The following is a 12,744-nucleotide window of genomic DNA, read 5'->3' as shown; positions in this document are numbered from 1 at the left end:
GGGCCCGTGAGTGAGGAACGGGGCAGGACGCCGCTGTATCTGAAGGTCGCCGGGGATCTGCGGACCGCCATCACGGCGGGTGAGTACGGTTCGGGGGCGAAGCTCCCCGCCGAGGACGAACTGGCCCGCCGCTACGGCGTGTCCCGGGGGACGGTCCGCCAGGCCCTCGCCGCGCTGCGCACGGACGGCCTGATCACCTCGCGGCGCGGTTCGCGCCGGGTGGTCCTCGGCGGTCCCCGGCTGCACAGCTTCGGCGAGCTGCGCTCGTTCACGCGCTGGGCGCGCTCCCTCGGCGAGGAGCCGGGCGGCCGGATCGTGGCGGTGGACCGGGTGCCGGCGGACGCGGAGGAGGCGGAGAAGCTGCGCGTCGAGGAGGGCGCGCCGGTCTACCGGGTGCGCCGGCTGAGGACGCTGGCGGGCGCGCCGGTGATGGTGGAGCGGACGACGTACCCGGAGCGGATCGGGGAGCTGGTGGCCGGGATGCCGCTGGACACGGTCTCGCACTCGGAGCAACTGGAGCTGCACGGCGTGCTGTTCGCGGACGCGCGGCACACCATCGACCTGGTGCCGGCCGACGCCGACGACGCGGAGCTGCTCGGCTGCCGGGTCGGGGATTCGCTGCTGCGGGAACGCCGGCACTCCACGGATCCGGCGGGGACGCCGGTGGAGTGGTCGCAGGACCGCTATCTGCCGGGCACGGTCGCGTTCACGATGCAGAGCTCGACGGCGACGAGCGCGCTGGGCCGCAGACTGGGCGCCTGAGTCTCCGTACATGGCTGAACCCGGGGTCGGGGACCCCGGGTTCAGCCGTGTGTGGGGGAGGTGGTGTCACGTCTGGCGGAGCAGGGCGGCGAGCAGCGGCCGGAAGTGCTCGAAGCCGGGGGTCGGCAGCTCAGGGTCCTTCGCCTGCTCGTCCCAGCGGCGTACGGCGACGGCGTCGGCCGCGCCCGGGTGGGCCTCGAAGGTGCGCACCTGCTCCTCGTTCATCGGCCCGCCCTGGACGGCCAGGGTGTGTACGGAGGCCTCGGAGAGCAGGGCGAAGTAGCCGGGCTCGACGGCGCACAGGTACCGCTTGGCGGCGACGTGCAGCCGTACGGGTTCGGTGACTTCGGGCCCGAACCACTGGTCGAGCCAGTCGGCCCCGGTGTGGCTGTGCCGGTTGTCGGTGCCGTTCTCCATCAGGTCGCGGCCGGTGACGGCGCCCTGGAAGTGGCCGACGTCGTGCAGGAGCGCGGCGGCGACCAGGTGCGCGGGGGCGCCGGCCGCCTCGGCGAGGGCGCCGGCCTGGAGCATGTGCTCGGCCTGGGTGACGGCCTCGCCGAAGTACTCGGCGCTGCCCTCGCCCTCGAAGAGGCCGGCGAGGGTGTCGAGGGGGCTCGGGGGGTTCACTTGGCAGCCCCCTCCCTGCGCAGGACGGCGAGGGTGGAGGCGAGCCCGTCGATGTCGGCGTACGCGCCCTGGAGGTGCCGGTCGCCGGACTCGGCGAAGGCGGTCCTGGCGTGCAGCAGCCGGGTGTTGTCGAAGATCAGGCAGTCGCCGGGGGCGAGCCGGAAGTCCAGCTGGAGCTCGGGCCGCAGGAGCAGCTCGCCGAAGCGCCGGTAGGCGGCGTAGAAGGCGTCGAGCAGGTCGGCGGGGAGGAGCAGGGTGCCGATGGAGCGGTTGTTGAAGCGGATCTCGCGGAGCCGGCCGGTCGGGTCCGTACCGATCAGGGGCCGGTGGGCGCGGAGTTCGGTGCGCTCGTCGGCGAAGGCGAAGGGGACGGGGACGCGGGTGAGGACCTCGTACGCCTCCGGGTCCTCGGCGCGCAGCAGCGCGGCGGCGTGGAAGCCGTCGACGAGGCCGGAGTCGCCGCCCTGGGCCGCGTTGGTGAGGCAGTGCAGGAGCTGGAGGGTGGGGACCGGGTCGCGGTAGGGGTTGTCGGTGTGCGGGGTGATGCGGGCGCCGGTGAAGGCGAGGTTGTTCGGGTCGGCCTCGACGCGGACCTCGAAGAGCTCGCCGTAGTTGGTCTCGCGTACGTGGCCGAAGGTGCGGGCCACGTCGAGGACCTGGCGGTCGCGCACGGGGACGCCCCGCAGCAGGACGAAGCCGAGGCGCAGGACGGAGTCGAGGGCGGCGGCGCGGACGGCCGGGTCGGCGGTGTACGCGTCCCAGTCGGCCTCGGGGAGCCCGCCCGCGAACCGCTCGGCGGCCCACAGCTCCTTGTCGTCCTCGGTGCGCCCGTCGCCGGGGGCGGCGGGCCCGCCGGGGAGGTGGGCGCCGAGCCAGGCCTCGGGGTAGACGGAGCGGTGGCCGTCGGGGGCCCAGACGACCTCGCGGGCGGGGGCGCCGTCGGGGGTGCGGGTGTCGTGGACGGCGTCGACGGCGAGCGCGGCGGGGAGTTCGGTGATCTGGAACAGCTTCTGGCCGTTGCGGGGGTCGCGGCAGTGGCCGCAGGGGCAGTTGTCGCGCAGCCAGAACGGCGGCGCGGTGGCGAGGGACGCCATAGGGCTCTCCAAGTTGTACAGACAACTTTGCTTCGATCGGGAGCCTCGCAGCCGCGCATGACCAAGGGGTTACGGACAACCCAACGGCAGCCCGAATCCCGCCCCGTATATACCTATTAGAAATAGTGGATGCAGCTGTCTTCCCCCGGGCGAGACCCGCGTGGCAGGGTCGGCGCCATCGGCGCAACGTCACGGAACACGGGAGACGGCCATGACCGCTGAGCTCGTCGGCGTACAGACTCCTGCGCCTCCAGCGCCCTCTCTGCTGGAGAAGGCCGCCCGGGTGCTCGCCGCCTTCGAGGGGCCCGAGCCGAGGCTCTCGCTGACCGAGGTGATCCGCCGCTCCGGCATCCCGCGCTCCTCGGCTCACCGCATCCTCGACCAGCTCGTCCAGCTGCGCTGGCTGGACCGGGAGGGCCGCGACTACCGCATGGGCATGCGGATGCTGGAGCTGGGCGCGCTCGCCGCCCACCACAACCGGCTGCGCCGGGCCGCCCTCCCCCGCCTCCACGCGCTCCACGAGTCGACGGGACACCTGGTCCACCTGTACGTCCTCGACGGCACGGAGGTCGTCTGCCTGGAGCGGATCGGGGGCTCGGAGGACTCCACCGTCCCCTCCCGCACGGGCGGCAGGATGCCCGCGCACTCCACGGCCGCGGGCAAGGCCCTCCTCGCCTTCGGCGACCCGGCCGCCCTCACGGCGCTCCTCGCCCACCGGCTCCGCCCGCTCACCCCGCGGACCCTGGTCAACCCGGTCGCCCTCCGCTCCGAGCTGGCCGCGACCCGCGACCGGGGCGTCGCCTTCGACCGCGAGGAGACCTACCGGGGCGTCTCCTGCGTGGCCGCACCCCTGCGCGGCGCGGGCCGCGCGATCGCCGCCGTCTCGGTCTCGGGCCACGGCATCCACCGCGACCTGGACCGCCTCGCCCCGTCGGTACGGGCGTGCACGCGGGGGGTGTGGGGGGACTTGTTCGGCCCGGGGCGCGCGGCAGCCGCCCCGCAGGCCGCGCCCCCCGCGCCGAGGACCCGGGTCTCGGAGGGGGAGATGGACGCGATGATGGGGTGGCTGCGGTTCAGCGAGTGGATGTAGCGGCGTCCATGAGCAGATCGACCATCCGGCGCATCGCGGGCATGTGCGCACCATCGTGCCCGGTCCGCGGCCGGCCGGGCGTGGGGGGAAGGTCCGGCCGCGGACCGGGGGCTGAGGAGTCGTGCGTCAGCAGTCGTGGTCGACGAGGTCGAACGAGGCGTAGTGGTCGGCGGTGTAGTAGTCCTCCTGGGACGACTCGCCGGTCACGATGCGGCGCGCGCCACGGTTGGAGGAGCCCGGGGTCTTGACCGTGTACTCGTGGTAGTAGCCGGTGGAGTGGCCCGGGAGGATGCCCTCCCGGTTCTGGAAGACGGTGCCGTCCTGGCGGTACGGGAAGGGGCCGCCCTGCTCGATCAGGCGGAGGGTGTCGTGGGCCTGGGAGGGGAGGTCGGAGTAGCAGATGTCGCCGACGGCGGCGGCCGCGAAGGCGGACGCGGCCGGGGCGGCGGAGGTCGGGGCGACGGCCGCGGTGGCCGGGGCGCCGAGGAGGAGGGTCGAGACGAGGGCGGCGGCGCCGCCGATGGCTGAGATTCGTGGGGGGATCCTCATGGCTCGATGATGACGCGCGTAGAAGTGACCGCGACAGCCCAACTCCCTTCAATTCGACGGACGTTAACTTCATCCGCACGTTGTGGGGACGGCGTGTGCGGCCCTCACTCGTACGTCACTTCCAGCCGTTCGCCGAGCGGCACCGCCTGGCAGGCGAGGACGTACCCCTCGGCCAGGTCCGACGCGTCCAGGACCTCGTTGCGGGCCATCTTCACCTCGCCCGCCGTGACCCGGCAGGCGCAGGCCGCGCAGGCGCCCTCGCGGCAGGAGTACGGGGCGTCGACGCCCGCCGCGAGGAGGGCGTCGAGAAGCGGGGTGGCCGGCCCGCCGGTCACCCGGTGGACCCGGCCGTCCAGGTGGACCTCGGCGGTGTAGAAGACCTCGCTCGCCACCGTCTCCTCACGGGTGAAGACGTCCTCGGCGAGGGAGAAGTACCGCTCGCGGTGGACCCGGCGCCCGCCCGCCGACCGTACGGCCGTCTCCGCCGCGTCCATCAGCGGGACCGGGCCGCACAGATAGGTGTCCCGGGCGGCGTACGGGGCGAGGGCGGGGGCGAGGAGCTCGGTGGTGGGCAGGCCCTGGAGGGACTCCAGCCAGTGGGTGAGGGCGAAGCGGCCCGCGAAGTCCTCGGCCAGGTCGCGCAGTTCGTCGCGGAAAACGACGGAGTCCTGGTCCCGGTTGGCGTAGAGCAGCGCGACCCGCCCCTCCCCCGCCACCAGCGCCGACTTGGCCAGCGAGATGACGGGGGTGATGCCGCTGCCGCCCGCGACCAGGAGCAGATCGCGGCCGGGGACGGCCGGGGTGAAGGTCCCGGCGGGCGGCAACACCTCCAACTCGTAGCCGGGCAAGACCCGTTCGCACAGCCAGCCGGAACCGCGCCCGCCCGGAACCCTCTTGACCGTGATCTTCGGGGCCTCGCCGGTGTGCGGCGAGCTGGCGAGGGAGTAGCAGCGGGCGCCGCCGTCGGGCAGCCGTACGGTGAGGAACTGGCCGGGGTGGTAGGGGAAGTCGGCGTCGAGGACGAGGGAGACGGCGTCGACCGTCTCACGGATCACCTCGGCGACCCGCACCCGCAGCCGCCTAGACGACGTCGGCACCCGTCACCTCCAGCGCGCCGCTCGCCACCGCCGCCTCGATGGAGCCCCGCAGCTCCCCGCACGAGCGGACCCGGCCTGCGGGCTCGCCCGTCGCGACGCGCGCCCGGATGACCGGGCAGGCGTCCGCCGAGGGGCCCGACCACTGCACGGAGGTGTGCGCGGGGCTGAACTTCTCGCACAGCACCCGGTTCCCGCACGCGGCGCACTCCACCGGCCGCATCACCGCGCGCGCCTTGCCAGGTTCTCGGCGACCTCGGCCTCCCACGCCTGGTTGGCGCGGGTGGTGTCGATCTCGAACTCGAACCGCTCGACCATCTCGTCCTTGACGTCGGCCGCGTCCACGTAGAACTGCTCGTACCAGCGCCGCAGTTGGTAGACGGGACCGTCCTCCTCGCTCAGCAGCGGGTTGTCGATGCGGGTCTTGTTCCGCCAGACCTCGATGTCCTGCTCGAAGCCGACGGCGAGGCCGGCGGTGAACAACTCGGCCGCGTCGGCGGCCTGTTCGTCGGTCATGCCGGGGAGCTTGCGCACGGTCGTCCCGTAGAGGAGGACGAAGCTGTCGGCGCTCACCGGGTAGTGGCAGTTGATGAGGACGCTCTCCATCTCCGCGCCGCCGCCGATGTCCGACCAGACGCGGTCGATCATGTACGAGGGGCCGTAGTAGGCGGCGTCGGAGCGCAGGGGTGCGCTGAGGTTGCCGAGGTCCATGTCCTGGCGCGGGGTGGACTCCAGGTACTGGCCGGCGATGTGGCCCTCGAAGACGTTGGTGAAGCGGGTCGGGAAGGCGTAGTGCACGTAGTAGAAGTGCGCCATGTCCACGATGTTGTCGACGATCTCGCGGCAGTTGGAGCCGTCGACGCGGGCGGTCTTCCAGGACCAGTCGGACCACTCGCCGCTGTCGAGGCCCTCGATCTCGGGGATGGTGACGGCGGGCGGCGGCGGGTTGCCCTCGGGGTCGTGCCAGACGAAGAGCTGCTTGTTCCGCTCCAGGGTGGTCCAGGCGCGGGTCCTCGCACGGGGCGGGACGCGGCGGGCGTACGGGATGCCGGCGCAGCGGCCGTTCCCTGACCAGCGCCAGTCGTGGAAGGGGCAGGCGACGGCGTCGCCCTTGACGGTGCCGTGGGCGAGGTTGCCGCCCATGTGGGGGCAGTAGGCGTTGAGGACGTGCAACTGCCCGTCCTCCTGGCCCTGGAAGACAACGAGCTTCGTGCCGAAGGCCTCGATCTCGTGGGGCTGGCCGTCCTGGAACTCCCGGGCGAGCCCGAGGCAGTGCCAGCCGCGCGCGAACCGGGCGGGCGGGGCGGCGGCCCGGATGACGCGGGGCCCTTGGTCGGCGGCGTCCCGGAGGTCGGCGGCGTCCGGCAGGTCGACGTTGGTCGTGGGGCGGTCACCGGAGGTCATGGGGCGGTCACCTTCTCCTTGGCGAGTTCGACGGCGATGTCGATGAGCTGGTCCTCCTGGCCGCCGACGAGTCGGCGTTCCCCGGCGCGCAGCAGGATCTCCGCGCCGGAGACCCCGTACCGCTCGGCCTGCCGGTAGGCGTGCTTGAGGAAGCTGGAGTAGACGCCGGCGTGCCCCATGAGCAGGGCGAGCCGGTCGAGCCTGCACTCCTCGTCCATGACGGGCCGGACGACGTCCTCGGCCGCGTCGATGATCTTCAGTACGTCGATGCCGGTACGGATCCCCATCTTCTGGCAGACGGCGACGAGGGCCTCGACGGCGGTGTTGCCCGCGCCCGCGCCGAGGCGGCGGGTGGAGCCGTCGATCTGCCGGGCCCCGGCCCTGATCGCGGCGATCGAATTGCCCGTCCCCAGGGCGAGGTTCTCGTGGCCGTGGAAGCCGACCTGGGCGTCGTCGCCGAGTTCGGCGACGAGGGCGGCGACCCGGTCGGCGGTCTCGTCCATGACGAGGGCGCCGGCGGAGTCCACGACGTACACGCACTGGCAGCCGGCGTCGGCCATGATCCGGCCCTGGCGGGCGAGGAGTTCGGGGGTGGTGGAGTGAGCCATCATCAGGAAGCCGACGGTCTCCAGGCCCATCTCCCGTGCGAGGCCGAAGTGCTGGACGGAGATGTCGGCCTCGGTGCAGTGGGTGGCGATCCGGCAGACGCTCGCGCCGTTCCCGTGCGCGGCGCGGATGTCGTCCTTCACGCCGAGCCCGGGAAGCATGAGGAACGCGATCCTCGCGCGCCGGGCGGTCTCGACGGCGGCCTTGATCAGCTCCTGCTCGGGGGTCTTCGAGAAGCCGTACGTGAAGGAGGAGCCGCCGAGCCCGTCGCCGTGGGCGACCTCGATGACGGGGACGCCGGCGTCGTCGAGCGCGGCGACGACCGAGGTCACGTCATCGACGGTGAACCGGTGGCGCTTGGCGTGGGAGCCGTCGCGCAGGGAGGTGTCGGTGACCCGGATGTCGTACGCGTCCGTCGTCATGCGTGGCTCCGCTTCGCGAACTCTTCGCCGACCTTCGTGGCGGCGGCCGTCATGATGTCGAGGTTCCCGGCGTACGGCGGGAGGTAGTCGCCCGCGCCCTCGACCTCCAGGAAGATGCCGACGCGGGCCATGCCGCCGTTGACGTCGGCGGGATCGTCGAACTGCGGCTCCGCGCGCAGCCGGTAGCCGGGGACGTACTCCCGTACCTCCTCGGCGACCTGCTTGACGGAGACGGCGATCGCCTCCCGGTCGGCGTCCTCGGGGATCGCGCAGAAGACGGTGTCGCGCATGATCACGGGTGGGTCGGCCGGGTTGAGAATGATGATCGCCTTGCCGCGCCCCGCGCCGCCGACGGTCTCGATGCCGCGCGCGGTCGTCCGGGTGAACTCGTCGATGTTCGCGCGGGTTCCGGGTCCCGCGGAGAGGGAGGCGACGGACGCGACGATCTCGGCGTAGGGGACGGGGACGACGCGGGAGACGGCGTGGACCATGGGGATGGTGGCCTGGCCGCCACAGGTGATCATGTTGACGTTGCCGCCGTCGAGGTGGTCCGTGAGATTGGCGGGCGGGACGACACCGGGCCCGAGGGCGGCCGGGGTCAGGTCGACGGCCTTGATGCCGAGGGCGCGGTAGCGGGGCGCGTTGGCCCGGTGGACGGAGGCGGAGGTGGCCTCGAAGACGAGGTCGGGGAGTTCGGACCCGTCGAGGAGCCGGTCGACCCCGTCGGCGAAGGTGTCGAGCCCGAGCCGGCGGGCCCGGGCGAGCCCCTCGCTCTCCGGGTCGACCCCGACCATCCAGCGGGGCTCGATGTGGGGTGAGCGCAGGAGCTTGTACAGCAGGTCGGTGCCGATGTTGCCGGAGCCGACGATGGCGGCGGTGAGGGTGGTCATCGTGCCTCAGCAGAAGGAGAGGGAGACGGAACCGAGCCCGGTGAACTCGGCGGTGTACGTACGTCCTGCGGTGACGTCGACGGCGCGGGTGCAGGACCCGGGCAGGACGAGATGGCCCTTCTTCAGCCGGACGCCGAAGCGGGCGACGGTCCGGGCGAGCCAGGCGACGGAGCGGGCGGGGTCGCCGAGGACGGCGTCGCCCCTGCCCTCGGCGAGCGGCGCCCCGTCCTCGTAGAGCCGGGCCTCGACGCTCTTGGGGTCGATCTCGCGCGGCGGGCGCCCTTCGCCGATGACGAACCCGGCGGAGGAGGCGTTGTCGGCGATCGTGTCGCCGATGGTGATGCGCCAGTCGGCGATCCGGCTGTCGATCAACTCCAGGGCGGGGACGACGCGTTCGGTGGCGGCGAGGACGTCGGCCGGGGTGCAGCCCTCGCCGGGGAGGTCGTCGCCGAGCACGAACCCGGTCTCGACCTCGATGCGGGGCGCGCAGTAGCGGGCGACGGGGACGGGCCGGTCGGAGCGGAGCTCCATATCGTCGAGGAGATGGCCGTAGTCGGGCTCGTCGACGCCCATCATGCGCTGCATGACGGGCGAGGACAGGCCGACCTTGTGCCCGACGACGGTGGCTCCGGCCGCCTGCCGGTCCCGGATGTTGAGCAACTGGACGTGGTACGCGTCCTCGACGCCGAGGCCCGGGAAGATCTCCGTGAGGGGCACCACGGGGGTTCTGCCGCGCTCGGCGTCGCGCAGCCGCTCGGCGGCCTGCCGCCGGAGCCGGTCGGTGAGCATCGCCGCTCCTTCCGGGGGGAGGTGGGGTGGGTGCGCCGACCGTAGGCCGGTGGGGCGGCGCCGGGGGAGCGCGGATTCCCGCTGTCCGGGAAACCGCCGCCTCGCGCATTGCGGGCGCCCCACGCGCCTCTTCACGCCCCCAACAGGCGTGATTACGGTACGTGATGACACGGGCACATGTTGTGACAAGCGCATTGCCGCGAACCCACTGGAGAGATCCATGTCGCACATCACCGGCACGGTTCAGACCTTGTCCCCCGCCGTCGTCATCGGGCCCGCCTCGGGCGCGCCCCCGACCTCGCCCGGAACGTGGGCGATCGACTTCCCGTACGCGCCCGCACCGTCGGGCACGAAGATGGTGGTCCTGCACTTCCAGGGCGTGAGCCTGCCGGCCAACAACCGCCTGGAGGTCGAACTCGGCTACGGCAGGGACGTGTTCACCGCCGCCCATGGGTCCGAGTTCTGGTCCCGCCCCGTCAACGTGTACGCGCTGCCCGGCGGGCGGGTGCCCATCCGGTACGTGACCGACGGCGCCACCACCGGCGGGGCGACGCTCGACCGGTACGCGCGCGGCGAACGGCACCCGGGCGAGCAGGACCCGACGGCGTTCTCCAACAGCGACCCGTTCCTCGGCGAACCGGTGTACACGGAGCCGAAGTACGACCCCTTCTGGTTCTGCAACACGCCGCCGAACTGGGAGAACGCGGCCTGCGCGACACCGTCGTCGGACGTGCGGGCGCGGATCGCGAAGAGCGTCGGCATGATCGTGGCGACCCACGGCCACTACTTCTCGACCTGCTCGGTCACGCTCGTCGAGCCCAACGTGGTGCTGACGGCCGGTCACTGTCTGACGGACGTGGCCGCGGAGGCCGCCTCGGCCTCGGTGACCTTCGACTACGCGACGGACTGCGGGGGCGCCCGGCCCGCGGGGTACGCGGCCCGCTTCCACAAGGTCGTGAGGGTGCTGCGGCACCGCTGGGACCCGAGCACGGGCCTCGACTACTGCCTACTGCAACTGGAGGTGCCCGCGGCCGGGCTCGGGATCACGCCGATCCCGATCAGACCGGACCTCCCGGCCCCCGGCGAGGCCGTCTTCGGGGTGCACCACCCCAACGGGGCGGTGAAGAAACTCTCCCCGCCGCACGCCTCGTTCGGCGGGATCATCACCAGCTCGGCGGGGTCGGTCGACGTCAACTTCGACGTCTCGGGCGGCAGCTCCGGCTCCGGGCTCTTCGACACCTCCGGCCGGGTGATCGGCGTCCTGTCCCGCGGCGGCGCGTGCCGGCTGTTGTACTCCCCGACGGCGAGCATCCTCCGCGATCTCGCCACACCGGCCGAGCCGCCCGCGAACCGGGACGTCATGGTGGTCGTCGACCGCTCAGGCAGCATGACGGAGAAGGCCGGGACGGGCCGCGACCGTACGAAGATCGAGGAGGCCCGGGACGCGGCCTCGCTCTTCGTCCGGCTGGTCCGCGCGGGCACCGGGAACCGGCTCGGGCTCGTCTCCTTCTCCACGTCCGCGAGTTCACCCGTCGACTTCGCCCTCGCCCCGGTCACCGACGCGACGAAGACCGCGCTGGCCGGACCGCCGCCGTACTCGGGCGGCGTGGTCGGCGGGCTCTCGCCCGGCGGGATGACGACGATCGGCGGCGGACTCGACGCCGCGCGCGGCCAGTTCCCCGCGCCGGGCACCAACCCGCGCTCCGTGCTGCTGCTCACCGACGGGCTGCAGAACACCCCGCCGATGGTGGCCGACGTGCGCGGCGGCCTCGCCGGGATCAACGTGAGCGCGATCGGCTTCGGCACGGAGACAAGTCTCGACGGTGCGCTGCTCACCCAGCTGACGCAGGAGCGCGGCGGGCTGTACACGCGTGCCGGGAGCGGTCTGGCGCTGAAGAAGTTCTTCGGCCTCGCATTCGGGAACATCTTCGAGTCGGGCGCGCTCTTCGACCCCGAGTTCGACATGCCGGCGGCGATCCGGCGGAGCGATCCGATCCCGTTCCACGTGTGCGGGGAGGAGTCGCTGACCGTGGTGGTCGGCTGGGACAACGTGGACGGAGAGCTCGGCATCGGGCTGCTCACACCGGACAACGACTTCGTGTCGACGTCCACCGCCGGGGTCGTCTCGGAGCACGGGCACACCTGGACGTTCCTGCGCGTTCCGCTGCCGTACGGGGAGGAGCGCGACGGCCAGTGGCGGGTGCAGGTGTTCCGGCCGGGCGGCGGCGAGATCCCGCCGCCGGGGGTGGACCTGCGGTACTTCGTGCAGGTGGTGGCGTCCGGCGGGCCGAGGCTCGACCGGGTGGCGGGACCGACCCGCTTCTACACGGGGGATGTCATCAACCCGCGGGTCTTCCTGCGGTACGAGGAGGGCGGCAGCCCGCACCACGCCCGCATCGACCTCACGGCGACCCGGCCGACTGCGGGCGCCGGCAACATCCTGACGCAGGCGGGGCTCAGGGCGCCCGTGACCGTCGGCGGTGACACGATCCCGGCCCGGCACGCGACGCTACGGGCGCTTGAGCGGGCCGCGGGGAGGCCGCTGTTCGGGTACGTGAGCGAGACGTTCCCGCTCTTCGACGACGCGGCGCACACGGAGGGGGCCTTCGAGGCGGGCGGCCTCTTCGGCAACCCGCAGACCGAACTTCTCACGGTGGAGGGCAACTACACGTTCCATGCCCGGGCGGTGTACGGCGAGGGGTGCGTGTCGACCCGCGAGACCCAGTGGACGGTGCACGTCGACGTCTCGGTGGACCCGGGCCGTACGACGGTCACGGTCACCGGACCGCCCGACGGCGGCACCGTCACGATCGTCCCGCGCGACCGCTACGGCAACCACGTGGGCCCCGGCCACATCGACGACCTCCCGATCACGGGGGCGCCGGGCACGACGATCACGGGGCCGGTGAGGGACAACGGCGACGGCAGCTACACGATCCCGGTGACCTGGAACCCGGACGTCCCGGGCGCCCCCGGGGTCATCGTCACCCAACCGGGGCGCCCGCCGGTGGTCGTGGCCCCGCCGGCCCCGCCCCCGGGCGGCGGCGACCCCTGCGAGGCGACCCTCCGCCGCCTGCTCAAGGCCCTCTGCCGCTGTCTGGGGCGCCCGCCGCACGGGCCTTGCGGGTGCGGGCCGCATGGGCCGGGTGGGCCTGGCGGGCCGGGTGGACCGGGCGGACCGGGTGGACCGGGCGGGCCTGGCCCGTGTGGGCCGCACGAGCCCGGTGGGCCGCATGGGCCGGGCAAGCCGGGTAAGCCGCACGGGTCCGGCGACCCCGACAGCTCCGGCGGCTCCGGCGGACCCGGCAAGCCGAAGCCGCCGCGCCCGGGCGGCGGTTGCTGCGGCGACCGCGCCTGACGACCGGGGGTTCGGGGGGGGGGGGCCCCGGCCCCCCGCGTCCGCCGGGCAGAGGGTCA

Annotated in this window: 12 protein-coding genes; 3 read left to right on the top strand and 9 right to left on the bottom strand. The window is 73.1% G+C overall.

Annotation, left to right across the window (positions count from 1 at the left end):
* Positions 1 to 6 precede the first annotated feature (6 nt).
* Complete coding sequence (locus ACFWRO_RS34520) at positions 7 to 762, top strand: GntR family transcriptional regulator (RefSeq protein WP_384517823.1); 756 nt, start codon at positions 7 to 9, stop codon at positions 760 to 762.
* A gap of 66 nt (positions 763 to 828) precedes the next feature.
* Here ACFWRO_RS34520 and ACFWRO_RS34515 read toward each other — a convergent pair whose 3' ends face one another.
* Together ACFWRO_RS34515 and ACFWRO_RS34510 are read right to left on the bottom strand one after the other, a co-directional pair.
* A complete protein-coding gene (locus ACFWRO_RS34515; RefSeq protein WP_384517819.1) occupies positions 829 to 1,389 on the bottom strand; it encodes a phosphonate degradation HD-domain oxygenase in 561 nt (186 codons plus the stop codon).
* Complete coding sequence (locus ACFWRO_RS34510) at positions 1,386 to 2,483, bottom strand: TauD/TfdA family dioxygenase (RefSeq protein WP_384517816.1); 1,098 nt, start codon at positions 2,481 to 2,483, stop codon at positions 1,386 to 1,388. Before ACFWRO_RS34510 ends, ACFWRO_RS34515 begins: the two co-directional genes overlap by 4 nt.
* 211 nt (positions 2,484 to 2,694) lie before the next feature.
* On the opposite strand from ACFWRO_RS34510, the gene ACFWRO_RS34505 reads away from it, so the two are divergent.
* The gene (locus tag ACFWRO_RS34505) at positions 2,695 to 3,573 is read left to right on the top strand and encodes an IclR family transcriptional regulator (RefSeq protein ID WP_384517813.1); all 879 of its coding nucleotides are present in this window, start codon (positions 2,695 to 2,697) and stop codon (positions 3,571 to 3,573) included.
* Between the two features lie 126 nt (positions 3,574 to 3,699).
* On the opposite strand, the gene ACFWRO_RS34500 is transcribed toward ACFWRO_RS34505, so the two are convergent.
* From ACFWRO_RS34500 to ACFWRO_RS34470, 7 genes are all read right to left on the bottom strand, one after another.
* On the bottom strand, positions 3,700 to 4,122 hold the full coding sequence (locus tag ACFWRO_RS34500; RefSeq protein WP_384517810.1) for a ribonuclease domain-containing protein: 423 nt from the start codon (positions 4,120 to 4,122) through the stop codon (positions 3,700 to 3,702).
* Positions 4,123 to 4,226: 104 nt separating this feature from the next.
* Positions 4,227 to 5,219, bottom strand: coding sequence for a 2Fe-2S iron-sulfur cluster-binding protein (locus ACFWRO_RS34495; RefSeq protein ID WP_384517807.1), 993 nt, complete (start codon positions 5,217 to 5,219; stop codon positions 4,227 to 4,229).
* A complete protein-coding gene (locus ACFWRO_RS34490) occupies positions 5,203 to 5,439 on the bottom strand; it encodes a hypothetical protein (protein ID WP_384517805.1) in 237 nt (78 codons plus the stop codon). Before ACFWRO_RS34490 ends, ACFWRO_RS34495 begins: the two co-directional genes overlap by 17 nt.
* A complete protein-coding gene (locus tag ACFWRO_RS34485; protein ID WP_384517802.1) occupies positions 5,439 to 6,620 on the bottom strand; it encodes a Rieske 2Fe-2S domain-containing protein in 1,182 nt (393 codons plus the stop codon). The genes ACFWRO_RS34490 and ACFWRO_RS34485 overlap by 1 nt, the downstream gene beginning before the upstream one ends.
* Positions 6,617 to 7,648, bottom strand: a complete 1,032-nt coding sequence (gene dmpG / locus ACFWRO_RS34480) for a 4-hydroxy-2-oxovalerate aldolase (protein ID WP_384517799.1) — start codon at positions 7,646 to 7,648, stop codon at positions 6,617 to 6,619. The genes ACFWRO_RS34485 and dmpG overlap by 4 nt, the downstream gene beginning before the upstream one ends.
* Positions 7,645 to 8,538, bottom strand: coding sequence for an acetaldehyde dehydrogenase (acetylating) (locus tag ACFWRO_RS34475; RefSeq protein WP_384517796.1), 894 nt, complete (start codon positions 8,536 to 8,538; stop codon positions 7,645 to 7,647). Before ACFWRO_RS34475 ends, dmpG begins: the two co-directional genes overlap by 4 nt.
* Before the next feature lie 6 nt (positions 8,539 to 8,544).
* A complete protein-coding gene (locus ACFWRO_RS34470) occupies positions 8,545 to 9,327 on the bottom strand; it encodes a 2-keto-4-pentenoate hydratase (protein ID WP_384517793.1) in 783 nt (260 codons plus the stop codon).
* Positions 9,328 to 9,547: 220 nt separating this feature from the next.
* Between ACFWRO_RS34470 and ACFWRO_RS34465 the strand changes: the two genes are divergently transcribed.
* On the top strand, positions 9,548 to 12,685 hold the full coding sequence (locus tag ACFWRO_RS34465; RefSeq protein WP_384517790.1) for a trypsin-like peptidase domain-containing protein: 3,138 nt from the start codon (positions 9,548 to 9,550) through the stop codon (positions 12,683 to 12,685).
* The last annotated feature ends 59 nt before the right edge of the window (positions 12,686 to 12,744 follow it).

Origin of the sequence: Streptomyces sp. NPDC058579 (assembly GCF_042718575.1) — a bacterium.
GTDB lineage: Bacteria > Actinomycetota > Actinomycetes > Streptomycetales > Streptomycetaceae > Streptomyces.
The sequence above is the reverse complement of the archived record's forward strand: the minus strand, read 5'-3'. Positions and strand labels throughout refer to the sequence as shown.